The 13,492-nt window shown below is 69.8% G+C and carries 15 protein-coding genes and 1 pseudogene; 6 read left to right on the top strand and 10 right to left on the bottom strand.

What is annotated here, in order from left to right; translation table 11 throughout:
• The first annotated feature begins 106 nt into the window (after nucleotides 1–106).
• Nucleotides 107–1,195: a hypothetical protein gene (locus V1227_RS08040; RefSeq protein ID WP_329791873.1), complete on the top strand. Its 1,089-nt coding sequence runs from the start codon at nucleotides 107–109 to the stop codon at nucleotides 1,193–1,195.
• On the opposite strand, the gene V1227_RS08035 is transcribed toward V1227_RS08040, so the two are convergent.
• From V1227_RS08035 to V1227_RS08025, 3 genes are all read right to left on the bottom strand, one after another.
• On the bottom strand, nucleotides 1,176–1,619 hold the full coding sequence (locus V1227_RS08035; RefSeq protein WP_329791872.1) for a hypothetical protein: 444 nt from the start codon (nucleotides 1,617–1,619) through the stop codon (nucleotides 1,176–1,178). The genes V1227_RS08040 and V1227_RS08035 overlap by 20 nt on opposite strands.
• A gap of 188 nt (nucleotides 1,620–1,807) precedes the next feature.
• Complete coding sequence (locus tag V1227_RS08030) at nucleotides 1,808–2,020, bottom strand: WD40 repeat domain-containing protein (RefSeq protein WP_329793978.1); 213 nt, start codon at nucleotides 2,018–2,020, stop codon at nucleotides 1,808–1,810.
• 271 nt (nucleotides 2,021–2,291) lie between these two features.
• Nucleotides 2,292–3,014 (bottom strand): helix-turn-helix domain-containing protein, encoded by a 723-nt coding sequence (locus V1227_RS08025; protein ID WP_329791871.1) that lies wholly within the window; start codon nucleotides 3,012–3,014, stop codon nucleotides 2,292–2,294.
• Nucleotides 3,015–3,071: 57 nt separating this feature from the next.
• On the opposite strand from V1227_RS08025, the pseudogene V1227_RS08020 reads away from it, so the two are divergent.
• Nucleotides 3,072–4,015 (top strand): annotated as a pseudogene (locus tag V1227_RS08020) (aldo/keto reductase).
• Here the strand turns inward: V1227_RS08020 and V1227_RS08015 are convergent.
• The 3 genes from V1227_RS08015 to V1227_RS08005 form a co-directional block, all read right to left on the bottom strand.
• The gene (locus V1227_RS08015) at nucleotides 4,008–4,220 is read right to left on the bottom strand and encodes a DUF5703 family protein (RefSeq protein WP_090101055.1); all 213 of its coding nucleotides are present in this window, start codon (nucleotides 4,218–4,220) and stop codon (nucleotides 4,008–4,010) included. The pseudogene V1227_RS08020 and the gene V1227_RS08015 sit on opposite strands and share 8 nt — an antisense overlap.
• The gene (locus V1227_RS08010; RefSeq protein WP_442916469.1) at nucleotides 4,217–4,825 is read right to left on the bottom strand and encodes a YncE family protein; all 609 of its coding nucleotides are present in this window, start codon (nucleotides 4,823–4,825) and stop codon (nucleotides 4,217–4,219) included. Before V1227_RS08010 ends, V1227_RS08015 begins: the two co-directional genes overlap by 4 nt.
• 239 nt (nucleotides 4,826–5,064) lie before the next feature.
• Complete coding sequence (locus tag V1227_RS08005) at nucleotides 5,065–6,030, bottom strand: aldo/keto reductase (protein ID WP_329791869.1); 966 nt, start codon at nucleotides 6,028–6,030, stop codon at nucleotides 5,065–5,067.
• 72 nt (nucleotides 6,031–6,102) lie between these two features.
• Here V1227_RS08005 and V1227_RS08000 point away from each other — a divergent pair, with 72 nt between their 5' ends.
• The 3 genes from V1227_RS08000 to V1227_RS07990 are packed head-to-tail and all read left to right on the top strand — an operon-like array spanning nucleotide 6,103 to nucleotide 8,679.
• Nucleotides 6,103–7,152 (top strand): LLM class F420-dependent oxidoreductase, encoded by a 1,050-nt coding sequence (locus V1227_RS08000; RefSeq protein WP_329791868.1) that lies wholly within the window; start codon nucleotides 6,103–6,105, stop codon nucleotides 7,150–7,152.
• On the top strand, nucleotides 7,149–7,976 hold the full coding sequence (locus tag V1227_RS07995; protein WP_329791867.1) for an undecaprenyl-diphosphate phosphatase: 828 nt from the start codon (nucleotides 7,149–7,151) through the stop codon (nucleotides 7,974–7,976). The genes V1227_RS08000 and V1227_RS07995 overlap by 4 nt, the downstream gene beginning before the upstream one ends.
• A gap of 10 nt (nucleotides 7,977–7,986) precedes the next feature.
• Nucleotides 7,987–8,679 carry a histidine phosphatase family protein gene (locus V1227_RS07990; protein WP_329791866.1) on the top strand — a complete coding sequence of 231 codons (693 nt, stop codon included), beginning with the start codon at nucleotides 7,987–7,989 and terminating at the stop codon, nucleotides 8,677–8,679.
• Here V1227_RS07990 and V1227_RS07985 read toward each other — a convergent pair.
• On the bottom strand, nucleotides 8,651–9,829 hold the full coding sequence (locus tag V1227_RS07985; RefSeq protein ID WP_329791864.1) for an RNA polymerase sigma factor: 1,179 nt from the start codon (nucleotides 9,827–9,829) through the stop codon (nucleotides 8,651–8,653). The two genes, V1227_RS07990 and V1227_RS07985, sit on opposite strands and share 29 nt — an antisense overlap.
• Nucleotides 9,826–10,200 (bottom strand): YciI family protein, encoded by a 375-nt coding sequence (locus tag V1227_RS07980; protein WP_329791862.1) that lies wholly within the window; start codon nucleotides 10,198–10,200, stop codon nucleotides 9,826–9,828. The genes V1227_RS07985 and V1227_RS07980 overlap by 4 nt, the downstream gene beginning before the upstream one ends.
• 122 nt (nucleotides 10,201–10,322) lie before the next feature.
• Between V1227_RS07980 and V1227_RS07975 the strand changes: the two genes are divergently transcribed.
• Nucleotides 10,323–10,772 (top strand): YybH family protein, encoded by a 450-nt coding sequence (locus V1227_RS07975; RefSeq protein ID WP_329791861.1) that lies wholly within the window; start codon nucleotides 10,323–10,325, stop codon nucleotides 10,770–10,772.
• A 415-nt stretch (nucleotides 10,773–11,187) separates the two neighbouring features.
• On the opposite strand, the gene V1227_RS07970 is transcribed toward V1227_RS07975, so the two are convergent.
• Together V1227_RS07970 and V1227_RS07965 are read right to left on the bottom strand one after the other, a co-directional pair.
• Nucleotides 11,188–12,306: a site-specific integrase gene (locus V1227_RS07970; protein ID WP_329791860.1), complete on the bottom strand. Its 1,119-nt coding sequence runs from the start codon at nucleotides 12,304–12,306 to the stop codon at nucleotides 11,188–11,190.
• Nucleotides 12,303–13,349 carry a threonine aldolase family protein gene (locus V1227_RS07965; protein WP_329791858.1) on the bottom strand — a complete coding sequence of 349 codons (1,047 nt, stop codon included), beginning with the start codon at nucleotides 13,347–13,349 and terminating at the stop codon, nucleotides 12,303–12,305. Before V1227_RS07965 ends, V1227_RS07970 begins: the two co-directional genes overlap by 4 nt.
• Nucleotides 13,350–13,492 lie beyond the last annotated feature (143 nt).

The following is a 13,492-nucleotide window of genomic DNA, read 5'->3' as shown; positions in this document are numbered from 1 at the left end:
GGAAGCGCGGACGATCGGTCCGAACGGGCGAGCGGCCCGATGCCCCGGTGGTGGAGGATCAGCCGGCGCGACTTCAGCGCCCCGCCGCACTGATCGTGGAGGACCGGTGCAGTACCTGGAACCGCGGACGGACGTGCCCGCGAAGGACGACTGGTCCACCGGCCTGATCCTGCAGGACCTGCGCTGGGGTGCGAAGGCCCTCGGCGGCATCGCGCTCGTGGCGGCAGGCGGGGCGGTGACGTGCTGGTTCCTGCCGTCGTCGCCGGGCAACACCGGTGCGCTGGTGGTGCTGGCGGTGGTCGCGCTGCTGTGCGCGCTCGGGCCGCTGATGTACCGGTCGGAGACGAAGGCCGAGCGGCGGGGACTGCTGGAGCGGCCGTGGCGGCGCGTCCCGGCGCGGGTGGCGGAGGACCAGCAGGACGCGACCGACCGCCTGCTGCTCGACGGGCTGGTGCTCAAGGGCTGGTTCGAGGACCTGCCGGACATGGTGCTGCACCGGCAGGAGGTCTTCGTCTGCGGGCCCGACGCCGACGGCAGGGCGGTCATCCGGGTCGCCGGGTTCGCGAAGATGGCCAACGCCAGGGTCGACACGGGGGAGTACCCGGCGCGCGAACCCGAGGAGCGGCCGCTCGGCCGGCCGCTGGACGACCCCGCGACCGCGAAGGCCTGCGGAGGTCTGCGGTGGGGAGTGCGGTCGTGGCTGTGGTCGGCGGTGCCCTCGGGGCTCGGCGGCCTGGTGGTGGCGCTGAGCCTGTTCCCGCTGGCGCCGGCCGGGCTGGTGGTCGGCGGACTCGTCCTGGTGGCGGGGTTGCTGGGCGTTCCGACGGCGGTCGAGATCAGCCGCTGGTACCGGGACGCGGTGAGGGCGGTGGAGAACTCGGCGCAGTGGACGCCGGTGCCGATCACGCTGTTCCCGTGGCAGCCCAACCAGCACGTCGCCGGGCTCGCGGAGATGCCCGGCGGACTCGCGCTGGTGCAGTTCGTCATCCCGGACCTGCACGTCGTGGCGAACATCGCCGACACGGGTGTCATGTGGATCGCCGGCACGCACGGCGACGTGATCGCGGTGGGGGTGCCGAGGGTGCCGGTGCTGACGTTCGCCGCGGTCCAGCCGGATCGGGACGTCCCGGAGGAAGACCCGATCCCGTGGATCCAGCGGCTGCGCCAGCCCGACTTCAGCGGCCTGCCGCGGTAGACCGGCGCCGTCCCGGCGGGCGGCCGAAGAGCCGCACGTGCTCGTCGACCAGCCAGTCCTTGAGCGGCGCCCACTCCGGGTGGTGGTTGAGGACCAGCAACCGGTGCATCCACCAGTTCTGGTCGTCGTGGCGGGGGAACGCGGCGAGCCACGCGGCCCTGTCCGCCGCCGGCAGCCCCCAGAGGTGCTCGAGCTGACCTTCGGCGTCCGTGTCGAGCTGGGCGGTGACCTTGCCGTTCTCGGTGTGCCATTCCGCGCGCAGCTCGCGCAGAACGGCTATGGCGCGTTCGTCTCCTTCGTCAGCCGTGACCACGACTGTGTGCAGACCCTGCGCCGCGGCTTGCGCGAGCAGGGCTCTGGTGGACGTTTCGTCGTGCGGCAGTGCGCTGTGAGCGACCCCGACTTCGTGCGGCACGAGCTCCATGACCCCGAATCTGATCACATCTGCAACAAGTTCGGCGAATTTTATTACTTCAGTGTTGACTGATGAGTCACCTGCTCGGACGAGGCTCCCGCCGTTGCGCGAACGTTGTTGTAAGGCGCCCCGACACCGACACCCCACAACGTTTCCGCACTACAAACGCAGCGGAAGGGAAAGGTGAAGGGTGTTGTTCAGCAGAGTGGCCTCGGCTCGACGCCGGGGAAGTAGTGCTCCCAGTGACGAGTGGACAGGCGCGCCGTCGTAGTGGCGCACACGCGGGTCGCCGTGGCTTCCACGTCGAGGTCCCAGACGCGGACGGTGCGGTCCGCGCCGGTGGTCGCCAGCGTGCGGTTGTCCGGCGCGAAGGCCAAGCCCCACACCCGTTCCGTGTGACCGTGCAGCACTGCCCGGAGCTGGGGTTCCGGGGAGTGCGCACGTCCCACACGCGGACCACGTCGTCGGTCGTGCCGGCCGCGACGAGGGTGCCGTCAGGGGAGAAGGCGAGGCGCTGCAGCGCTCCGCCGTCGCGAACCAGGGAGCCGAGCTTGCGCGGCTGTGCGGGATCGCTGATGTCGTACAGCGCGCCGCTCGCTCCCTGGTTCGCGAACGCCATCACGGTGCAGTGGATGACGACGAGCGTGAAGGCTCCAGATCCTTATAGCTAACTCTATAACTTCAGTGTTGAATAAAATAAAGCAGAACCCGGTTGTCACCTTCACCGGACAGGTACAACGTCTCGAAAACAAGGAGAAGAGGCCCCCAGCGTTCGGTCCCGGTGGCGGGCGGCAGGGCGGCGACGGCGTCATAACGGCTGGTGAAGGCCGCGCCCGCGGTGATGGAGAGCTCGAACGCGAGTGTGCTCGCCGCGTGGTCGCCGAGGTCGGCCGCCGCCCGGAGAGAGGCGGCGCGGTCGTGCGCGACCTGCTCCCAGTCGGGGTAGTGGGTCCTCCCGGCGGGGCTGAAGGCGAAGCGGACGACGTTGCGCTCGTCGCCGAGGCCGGAGATCGTGCGGAACGTCTCGGTGCACGCGAGGACGTCACCGGCCGGGTCGAGCACGGCGGCCGCGGTGGGCGCGAGGGCGTCGAGCAGTGCCTGGACGGTGGGCCGCAGCGGCGGTGGCGGGGGAGGGGAGCAGGTGCTGCCGGCCTTGACGAGGCGGTACAGGTGGATCCGTTCGTCCGCGGTCATCCCGAGCGCGTCGGCCAGGGCGGCGAGGACCTGGCCGGAGGGGGAGCGGTCGGTGCCGCGCTCGAGGCGGGTGAGGTACTCGACGCTGATGCCGGCGCGGTCGGCGAGCTCGCCGCGGCGCAGGCCGGGGGTGCGGCGGCGTTCGGTGGTGGGAGGTGCGGTGGCTTCGCGGCGGGCGCGCAGGAACCGGCCCAGTGCGTTGTCGGCCATGATCGGCGAGTCTAGGGGGACCCTGAGCGGGTCTCCCTGCGTCCGGCCCGCGCGGTGATGCTGTGGATCATGCGATACCGACTGTTCGGCCGGACCGGCCTGCGCGTGTCCGAGGTGCTGCTGGGCACCATGACGTTGCGTTCGGAGGACCTCGCCCGTCGCGTGGTCGACGCCTATGCCGAGGCCGGCGGCAACTTCCTCGACACCGCCTCGGCCTACGGCGAGAGCGAGGAGGTGCTCGGTGCCGTGCTGGGGCGGCGGGACCGGTTCGTGCTGGCGACGAAGTACGCGTTGTCGCGTGACGCCCGGGACCCGAACGCGGGTGGGAACCACCGCAAGAACCTGGTGGCGTCGCTGGAGCGGTCGCTGCGGCGGTTGCGGACGGACTACGTGGACGTGCTGTGGGTGCACTTGTGGGACCGGCACACGCCGGTCGAGGAGACGATGCGGGCGCTGGACGACCTGGTGCGGGCGGGGAAGGTGCTCTACGTCGGGGTGTCGGACGCGCCGGCGTGGTTCGTGGCGCGGGCGAACACGCTGGCGGAGTGGCGGGACTGGACGGCGTTCTCGGGGTTGCAGGTGCCGTACAACCTGCTGCGGCGCGACGTGGAGCGGGAGCTGCTGCCGATGGCGTCGGCTCTGGGGCTGACGGTGGCGGCGTGGGCGCCGTTGGCGGCGGGGAGGCTCTCGGGTGGCACGCAGCGGTCGGGGCAGCTGACCGAGGGGAGGAGCGCGCGGCGCGGGTCGTGCGGGAGGTCTCGGACGAGTTGGGGACGACGCCGGCTCGGGTGGCTTTGGCGTGGGTGCGCGCACGCGGGGTGTTGCCGCTGGTGGGGGCGCGGACGCCGGAGCAGGTGCGGGACTGCCTGGGCGAGGTGGTGCTGCCGCCGGAAGCGGTCGCGCGCCTGGAGGCGGCGGCCCCGTTCGAGCGGGGCTTTCCGGCGGACTTCATCGCGGAGTGCGAGCCCTCCGCGTTCGGTGACGTGGTCGTCGTCAGGTGATGAGGCCGGGCACCAGGGAGGGCTGGCGCTTGCGGCGGAGCCAGACCTTGCGGGAGCCGTCGCCGTAGAGCAGCGTGCGGGAGAGCTCCCAGCCCGCGAACTCGGCGTGGATGGCCAGCTGCGTGGCCGCGGTGCGGCGGGAGATGCCGGGCGGCAGACGCAGCGGCCGGTACTCCCAGTCTCCGTCGATCACCCCTTCGTTCATGGCGAGATCACCTGTACCCCTCCGTTGTCGCCGGACGTGACCGTGACCCGTCCGGATTCCTGGTCGACGCTGACGGTGTTGGGCTGGCGCACGGTGGGGAACCGGTGCTTCTCGGTCGGTTCGCCACCGGCGACGTCCAGTCCGACGACCTCGTTGCGTTCGGTGAGCGTGACCCACGCGATGTCGCGCTTGCCGTCGTAGGCGATGCCGTAGGGCGTGCCGGGCAGGGGGTAGCGCTGTCGCATGATCAGCGGGTTGACCGAGAACGCGATGAACTCGCCGCCGCGGGTGTCGACGACGAGCAGGCGGCCGTAGCGGTCGGGCACGCCGTTGGTGGCGCCGTCACCCGCGCGCAGGCCGGCGCCGCGGGTCGGCGCGCCCTTGTCGTCGGTGGTCATCTCGAAGACCGCGCTGCGCAGCCTGTCCAGTTCGACGTTGCGGCCGTTGACCTGGAACTTCAGGGTGGTGTCGCCCTCGGTGAACGTGCCGCCGGGCGTGATCTCGCCGGGCGGGGTGCCGTTCTGGGCGGGGAGAGGGCGGGCTTCGCGGCTTCGAGGACTTCGGCCACCTGCAGCGGGTCCTGCGTCCCCTCGCTCTGGCCGCACGCTGCCAGCGTGGCGGTGGTCAGGATCAGAGCAGCGAGCCGGCGCAAGATCGGGTCCTCCTGGAGCACGTCGTGGACTTCCAGGATCCACGACGTTCGGTCGGAGGTCACGCAAGGGGTGGGGTGAAACTCGTCGCGATGATACTCGTTTGACTCTATTATTTCAGTGTTGACTAAAATTAAACCCCCAAAGTAGTCAGCAAGCGAGCAACAACCTGAACAAACGCCAGGAACAGGGAGTCAGGGCATCGGGCGTTCGGGGTAGCCGAGTTCGATGGCGCTGACGTCGTCGAGGGCGGCCCGGATCGCCGGGGGCAGGGTCAGCTGCTCGGTCTCGAGCGAGGCGAGGAGCTGGTTGGTGTCGCGGGCGCCGACGACGGGGGCGACGACGCCGGGGCGGTCGCGGACCCAGGCGAGGGCGACGCACAGCGCGGAGGTGCCGAGTCCTTCGGCGGCGGTGGCGACGGCCTGGACGATGCGGGCGGCGCGGTCGTTGCGGTGCTGTTCGACGTAGCCGGCGAAGTGGGCGGAGGCGCCGCGGGAGTCGGCGGGGGTGCCGTTGCGGTACTTGGCGGTGAGCACGCCGCGGCCGAGGGGTGCCCACGGGAGCAGTCCGAGGCCGTGGTGCTGGGCGGCGGGGGCGACTTCGCGTTCGATGCCGCGTTCGAGCAGGGAGTACTCGACCTGGGTGGAGATGAGGGGGTGGGTCGAGGGGGTCATGGCGGCGGTGGCGAGTTGCCAGCCGCTGTAGTTGGAGATGCCGGCGTAGCGGACTTTGCCGGAGGTGATGGCGTGGTCGACGGCGGAGAGGGTTTCCTCGACGGGGACGTTGGCGTCCCAGGCGTGCAGTTGCCACAGGTCGACGTGGTCGACGCCGATGCGGCGCAGGGATCCGTCCAGGGCGGACAGCAGGGCGCCGCGGGAGGCGCCGCCGCCGAAGGGGCCTTCGGTGCGGCGGGCGACGGCTTTGGTGGCGAGGACGAGTTCGTCGCGGGGGACGATTTCGCCGAGGAGGCCGCCGAGGATGCGTTCGGCTTCGCCTTCGGAGTAGACGTCGGCGGTGTCGACGAGGGTGCCGCCGGCGTCGGCGAAGGCCATGAGCTGGGTTGCTGCCTCGTCCGCGTCGGTGTCGCGGCCCCACGTCATCGTGCCCAGCGCCGTCCTGGAGACGCGGAGGCCGCTGCGGCCGAGGTATCGCTGTTCCACGTGCGCGATGCTAAGGGGTGATCATCGTGTGAGCCTGGCAATCGGTGTTACTGACCGGTAGGGTCTCGCTGCGTGAAGCTCGGATTGAACCTCGGATACTGGGGCGCCGGCAACGACGCCGCGAACCTTGAGCTGGCCAAAGAGGCCGACCGGCTCGGCTTTTCGGTGGTGTGGGCCGCGGAGGCCTACGGTTCCGACGCGCCGACGGTGCTCGCGTGGGTGGCCGCGCAGACCGAACGCATCGACGTCGGTAGCGCGATCTTCCAGATCCCGGCGCGGACGCCCGCGATGGCGGCGATGACGGCGGCCACTTTGGACACGTTGTCGGGTGGCCGGTTCCGGATGGGCCTGGGTGTGTCGGGTCCGCAGGTGTCGGAGGGCTGGCACGGTGTGCGGTTCGACAAGCCGCTGGCGCGTACGCGTGAGTACGTGGAGATCGTGAGGCGTGCTTTGACGCGGGAGAAGTTGCGTTTCGAGGGTGAGCACTACACGTTGCCGTTGCCGGATGGTCCTGGCAAGGCGTTGCAGTTGACGGTGCACCCGGTGCGGGAGCGGATCCCGGTCTACCTGGCGGCGGTGGGTCCGAAGAACCTGGAGCTGGCGGGGGAGATCGCGGACGGGTGGCTGGCGATCTTCTTCTCGCCGGAGTTCTCGGCGGAGTCGCTGGCGTCGGTGAGGGCGGGCCGGGAGAAGGCCGGCAAGTCGATGGAGGGTTTCGACGTCGTTCCGACGATGCCGCTGGTCGTGGGGGAGGACTGGACGGCGTGCGCTGATCCGGTTCGGGCGTACACGGCGTTGTACGTGGGCGGTATGGGGTCGCGCAAGCAGAACTTCTACAACAACCTGATGGTGCGGATGGGTTTTCCGGCTCAGGCGGAGGAGATCCAGGAGAAGTACCTGTCGCGGGACTACGCGGGTGCGATGGCGGCGATCCCGTTGGAGTTCCTGGACGCGACGGCGTTGCTGGGGTCGAAGGAGCGCATAGCAGACAAGATGAGGGCTCTTGCGGCGGCGGGGGTCACCACGTTGTCCGTTTCGCCGATGCTGCAAGATCTGGAGCAGGGGATCGCGGGCCTTCGCACCGCGGCCGAGGCTCTGGATCTGGCGGGAGTGGGTAGTTGAGCTGGTTGCAGGCTCTGGTCCTCGGACTGGTCCAAGGACTGACGGAATTCCTGCCGATTTCCAGCAGTGCGCACCTGCGCATCACGTCGACGCTGTTCTTCGGCAACGACGCGGGCGCTTCGTTCACCGCGGTGATCCAGCTGGGTACCGAGGTGGCGGTGCTGATCTACTTCGCCAAGGACATCGGGCGCTTCATCAGCGCCTGGTTCCGCGGCTTGTTCAACGCCGAGGCGCGCAAGGAGAAGGACTACCGGCTCGCGTGGTACGTGATCATCGGTTCGGTGCCGATCTCGGTTCTGGGGTATCTGCTGAAGGACGAGATCCGGACGTCGGCGCGGAACCTGTGGATCACCGCGACGATGCTGATCGTGTTCGGTCTGCTGCTGGGTTTGGCGGATCATCTGGCGAAGCAGCAGCGTGACGAGTTGCGGATGAAGGACGCGGTCGGGATGGGGTTGGCGCAGGCGCTGGCGCTCATTCCGGGCGTGTCCCGTTCGGGTGGGACGTTGACGGCGGGGTTGTTCCTGGGGCTGACGCGGGAGGCGGCGGCGCGGTATTCGTTCCTGCTGGCGATTCCGGCGGTGTTCGGGGCGGGGTTGTTCTCCATCCCGGACGTCCTGGAGCGGTCGGGTGAGGGTGTTCAGGCGTCGATTCCGCAGATGGTGGTGGCGACGCTGATCTCGTTCGTGGTGGGGTACGCGACGATCGCGTGGTTGCTGAAGTACGTGTCGAAGCATTCGTATTCGGCGTTCGTGTGGTACCGGATCATGCTGGGCATCGTGGTGATGGGGCTGCTGTCGATGGGGTTGTTGCAGCCGATCTAAGGTGGGTGGCGTGGCCACGGTGATCCTGCTCCGACATGCTCGTTCGACTGCCAACGGTTCCGGTGTGCTCGCCGGGAGATCGTTGGGTGTGGGGTTGGACGAGCGGGGGCGGGCGCAGGCGGCGGCTCTGGTGGGGCGTTTGAAGGACATTCCGGTCAGCGCGGTGGTGTCGTCTCCTCTGCAGCGGTGTGAGGAGACGTTGGCGCCGTTGCTGGCCGATCGTTCTTTGGAGGCGGTGGCGGAGCCGGACCTGTCCGAAGTGGACTACGGGGCGTGGACCGGTAAGGCGTTGAAGGACCTGTACGACGAGCCGTTGTGGAAGGTCGTGCAGCAGCATCCTTCCGCTGCTGTGTTCCCCGATGGGGAGGGTTTGGCGCATGTGCAGGCTCGTGCGGTGGCGGCGGTGCGGGCGCATGACGCCCGTGTTTCCGAGGAGCACGGTCCTGGTGCTGTGTGGGTGTTGTGCTCGCACGGTGATGTGATCAAGGCGGTGCTGGCGGACGCGTTGGGTGTGCACCTGGACGGGTTCCAGCGGATCGTGGTGGATCCGTGTTCGATCTCGGTGGTGCAGTACACGCAGACGCGGCCGTTCGTGTTGCGGACCAACGACAACGGTGGGGATCTGTCGGGGGTGGTGCCGGTGGCGCCGCCGCAGGTGGAGCCGTCGTCGGACGCTACCGTGGGTGGCGCGACCGGGACCTGAGGTAGCGCTGTTCGGGTGCGCTGAGGGTGAGTTTGGCGGCTTTGTCGTATTCGGTTCGTGCTTCGTCGTGGTTGCCCTGCAGGTCGAGCAGGTGTGCTTTCACGGCGTGGACGCGGTGGTGGTCGAGTCGCAGTGTGGACAGTTGCCGCAGTGCCTGGTCGGGGCCGTGGACCATGGCGACGGCGACGATGCGGTTGAGCGCGACCATGGGGCCGGGTGCGGTGGCGGTGAGCAGTTCGTAGAGGCCGAGGATTTCGTGCCAGTCGGTGTCGTCGGCGGTGTTCGCGTCGGCGTGGACGGCGGCGATGGCGGCTTGTAGCTGGTAGGGGCCGATCGGGGCGGTTTGCAGGGCGGTGCGGATGAGGGTGGTGCCTTCGTCGATCGCGTGGTGGTCCCATCGGGTGCGGTCCTGCTCGGCGAGCGGGATGAGGGTGCCGTGGGTGTCGGTGCGGGCGGGGCGGCGTGCGTCGGTGAGCAGCATGAGGGCGAGCAGGCCGGTGAGTTCTCCGTCGTCGGGGCGTCGTCGGTGCAGCTGGCGGGTGAGTCTGATCGCCTCGGCGGTGAGGTCGACGCGGAGGAGGTCGTCGCCGGAGCTGGCGGTGGAGCCTTCGGTGAAGATCAGGTAGAGCACGTGCAGGACGGCGGTGAGGTCTTTCGGGGGCCGGAACTTCGCGCCGGACTGCTTGATCTTCTGTTTCGCGCGGCTGATGCGCTGGGCGACGGTGGCTTCGGGGACGAGGAACGCGCGGGCGATCTCCGCGGTGGTGAGGCCGCCGACCGCTCTGAGGGTGAGGGCGATCTGGGAGGCGGTGGTGAGGCTGTCGTGGCAGCACAGCGCGAGGATGGTGAGGGTGTCGTCGCGGGCGGGCACGGGGTCCGCGGGTGGGGGTGTGAGGGCGACGGCCTTGTCCTCGCGGTGCCGGCGCGCGAGTTCGGAGCGGTACTGCTCTATCCAGCGTCGTGAGGCGGCGGTGATGAGCCAGCCTTTCGGGTTGTCGGGGATGCCTTGGGTCGGCCACTGCTGGGTGGCGGCGAGCAGCGCTTCCTGCACGGCGTCCTCGCAGATGTCGAACTGGCCGTGACGGCGTACGAGCACGCCGAGGACCTGCGGCGCCAGGTCCCGCAGCAGGCCCTCGAGCGGTGTGGTCACAGGTCGTCCAGCATCGACATGTCCCAGACGGGCCGGACCTCGATGCCGTCGTTGTGGGCGTCGGGCAGGGTGGCGGCGTGGGCGATGACCTGGTCGATCGAGTCGGCTTCGACGAGGTAGAAGCCGGCGAGGTATTCCTTGGCCTCGGCGAACGGTCCGTCGGTGACGACGACCTCGCCGTTTCTGATGCTGACGCCCTTGCCGGTCTCCGGTCCGGGGAGGCCTTCGCTGACGACGAGTTCGCCGGAGGCGCGCAGTGTGTCGGTGAGGTCGTAGTGCGCCTTGCCGAACTGCGTCTGCTGTTCTTCGGTGAGCTTGTCCCAGGCGGCCCGGGACTTCGGGTTGCTGTAGATGAGGATCAGGTACTTCACGTGCGGCCTCCCGGCTCGGGGCTGGCTTGCGGAAATCTTCTCACCGCCATGTCGAGACCGCGGGCCGCGTTTCGACATCGGGGTGTCAGCCACTTTGCAGGCACTTCGACGGAGGTTGCGCGATGACTCAGATGCTGGTGCGGGACGAGACGGCGATCCTGGCGTTGTTCACCGAGCACGAGGAGGGGATGCGGCTGCGGTCGCCGGAGCGGATCGTCGCCCGGTACGCGCAGGACGCGGTGACGTGCACGCTGGCGCCGCCGCTGCGCAACACGGGTGTGGACGCGCGGGATCCGGAGGCGCTGGCGGGGTGGATGGCCGGGTTCACCGGGTCGATCACGCTCGAGCACCGCGATCTGGCGGTGGTGGTGTCGGGGGACGTGGCGTTCGTGCACGGGCTGGCGCGGCTGGCGGCGGTGCCGGTCGGCTACCCGGACGGGTTCTCGTTGTGGATGCGCGTGACGGTGGGGCTGCGGCGGCGGGAAGGGCGGTGGCTGGTGGTGCACGAGCACCAGTCGGTGCCGTTCCACATGGACGGGTCGTTCCTGGCGGCGACCGACCTGGAGCCGTGAGAACGTGCCGAGGTCCGGACCGTGCAGGGGGTCGGTCCGGACCTCGGCGTCTTGCGGGCGGCGGTGTTGCGGTGGCTTTGCCGCAGGGGCGTCGTTCCGGCGTTACAGGGGTGCCGGGCCGATCTCCCGACCGCCGTCGTTGACCGGGTGTGGTGATCGTATTGCTCTCGGTGCACCCGACCAGCCACTCCCAGAATGCGAGATCTGTTCACGATTCTGGTCGCGTCGCTGGTCAGGACACCGCGATTTGTCCGAGGAGTGGGATAAAAGAGCAGCTCAGGGCGCCTGGAAACACGGCCGAAACGTAGCGGCGCATACGTCTTTCCGGAGTAGAGCGATGCTCTGTCCGGCACGGCTCCATCGGCGGGGATCTTGTTTACAGTTAACTGCGCGGAGTGCGAGGTGGGTCACAGATTCACAGGCCCAGGCGGGTCACGGCGTTGTCCTCGAGCGGGTTCGCCGTGCGGATGTAGCGGTGCACCGTGCGCGGGTTGGTCCACCGGCCCTGCCGCATGATCTCCCGGTCGCTCGCCCCGCCCAGCGCCGCCTGCGTCGCGAACCCCGCCCGCAGCGAATGCCCGCCGAACAACGCCGGGTCCAGTCCCGCCTTGAGCGCGTAGCGCTTCACCAGCTCCGCCACCGCACGTCCCGACATCGCCTTCGTGCCGATGCCGCCGTGCCGGGTGATCACCGGGAACACCGCGCCTTGGCGCTGCGTGGGCCGGTAGGAGTGGCAGCGGTGCAGCCCGGTGTCGCGGACCTCCCGCCCGTCGAGCACGTCGGCCCAGTCGGCGAACGCGCACACCGGGCACGTCGGCCGCCGGCTGCCCCGCGGCAGCACCACCGACTGCTGGTGCCGGCCCGTCTGGTCGGTCTTCGTCGTGCCCAGCCTGATCAGCAGCAACGGCTCGTGCGTGCGCGGATCCACGTCCACCGCGACGTCGTCGAACTCGATGCCCGCCAGCTCGCTGCGCCGCAACGCCCCCGCGAACCCCACCAGCAGCAGCAACGCGTCCCGCGCCCGCGCCGGCCCTTCCTGCGGCCGTTCGTCCAGCAGCGCCTGCAGGGTGTCGAGCAGCACCGGCCGCTTGCGCCGCGGCGCCGCCTTGCGCGTGCGCCGGATACCCCGCAGCGTCAGCCGCACGACGTCGCTGCGCGTCGGGCTCGGCAACCCGTTGGCGGCGTGCACCGCCGAGATCGCCGCCGACTTCCGCTCCAGCGTCGACGCCCCGAACGCGGGCGACCCGTCCGGCTTCACCGTGTCCGCCGCGGCCGCCAGGTACACCGCGACGTCCAGCGGATCCGCCGGCAACGCCTGCCTGCCCTCCGCCTGGCACCACCCGGCCCACGCGATCCAGTCCGACCGGTACGCCCGCACCGTGTTCGGCGACTGCGCACTGCGCAGGTAGCCGCTCAGCGACGCCGCCTGCTCGTCGTCGAACCGCTCCCGCACCCGCGCGAGGGCCTCGGTGTCGATCAGCACCGAGTGCGACACCCTGACCAGCGCGTGCTGGACCGGTTCGGGCAGGCTCACACCCGCGATGGTAGTCCTCTGATCAACTCCGCCACCTCGCCCGGCGAGAACTCCAGGCCGCTGATCCCCACGCTCACCTCGAAGCTGCACCTGGCCGGGTCCGGGTTGGACCGCGCGTAGAGGAACAGCTTGGTACCGGTCTCGTCCTGCAGGTTCTCGGCGGCGCGCTGGGCGTCGTGACGCGACATCGGCAGGTGGACGTGGAACAGGGGGGTGCTGGGCACCTCCGGCGTGGTGTGGGCGAAGCCGTCCTCGTTGACGGCCGTCGCGATCGCCCGCGCGTGGTCGCGGAACTCGGTCATCCTGGGCAGGTTCGCCTCCAGGCCCATCAGCGCGATCGCCGCCAGCGGCCAGGCGTCCGGGATGGCGCCGCCGAGCCTGCGGCGCCACACGGCGGCCTGCCTGATCGTGTCCTCGTCTCCCGCGAGTACTGCACCCCTGGTGCCTTCGAGTCCTTTGTAGAGCGACACGTAGACCGTGTCGAACAAGCCGGCCAGTTGGTCCAGCGACGCGTCGTAGCCGGTGTGGGCCTCCCACAACCGTGCGCCGTCGCAGTGCGCGGCCGCGCCGTGGTTCCTGGCCCAGCCGGTCTGCTCCCGCAGGTCGTCGAAGGTGGGCAGCAGACCGCCGATGTCGCGTTGCGGCAGTTCGAACACCACCGCGGCCAGGGGTTCGTGCACCGCCTGCAGGTCTTCGAGCGTGAACAGCTCGTTGCGGTCGCCCGCCGGGTGGAACCGCAGGCCGTGCACGGCGTTGTAGCCCTGGTTCTCCCAGACGTGCAGATGCGTCTGCGGATGGCCCGCGAACGCCCTTCTGCCCGTGCGTTCCGCATGGACTCTCAGCGCTGTCTGCTGCGCCATCGTCCCTGTCGGGAAGAACAGCGCCGCGGGTTTGCCCAGCAGCGCGGCGATCCGGGATTCCAGCTCCCGCACCGGATCCGCCGGAGCGGTGTCCGGCGAGAGGTACTCGGCCAGGCGGCGCGCGACTTCGCGGGGCGAGCGGCGCGGGCCGCTGTGGTGGGAGAGCGAACGACGAAGATCCATGACCGCCAGCCTAGCTATTGCCAGTAAGTTGCAATAGAGCTGTTTGCCGTGATCAGCACGCCGCCTCTGCGGAGGAGGGGTTTCGCGGCTTGCGGACGGTCGCATGGCTGCGCCCGACCGTCTTCGAGTTCCGGTCGGGCGCA

Source organism: Lentzea sp. DG1S-22 (assembly GCF_036321065.1).
Lineage (GTDB): Bacteria > Actinomycetota > Actinomycetes > Mycobacteriales > Pseudonocardiaceae > Lentzea > Lentzea jiangxiensis.
The sequence above is the reverse complement of the archived record's forward strand: the minus strand, read 5'-3'. Positions and strand labels throughout refer to the sequence as shown.

Bases quoted from the DNA above. Each gene is read 5' to 3' on its own strand.
- V1227_RS08025 (WP_329791871.1), bottom strand. From the start codon at position 3,014: ATGGCCGACAACGCACTGGGCCGGTTCCTGCGCGCCCGCCGCGAAGCC.
- V1227_RS07975 (WP_329791861.1), top strand. From the start codon at position 10,323: ATGACTCAGATGCTGGTGCGGGACGAGACGGCGATCCTGGCGTTGTTC.
- V1227_RS08035 (WP_329791872.1), bottom strand. From the start codon at position 1,619: ATGGAGCTCGTGCCGCACGAAGTCGGGGTCGCTCACAGCGCACTGCCG.
- V1227_RS07965 (WP_329791858.1), bottom strand. From the start codon at position 13,349: ATGGATCTTCGTCGTTCGCTCTCCCACCACAGCGGCCCGCGCCGCTCG.
- V1227_RS08015 (WP_090101055.1), bottom strand. From the start codon at position 4,220: ATGAACGAAGGGGTGATCGACGGAGACTGGGAGTACCGGCCGCTGCGT.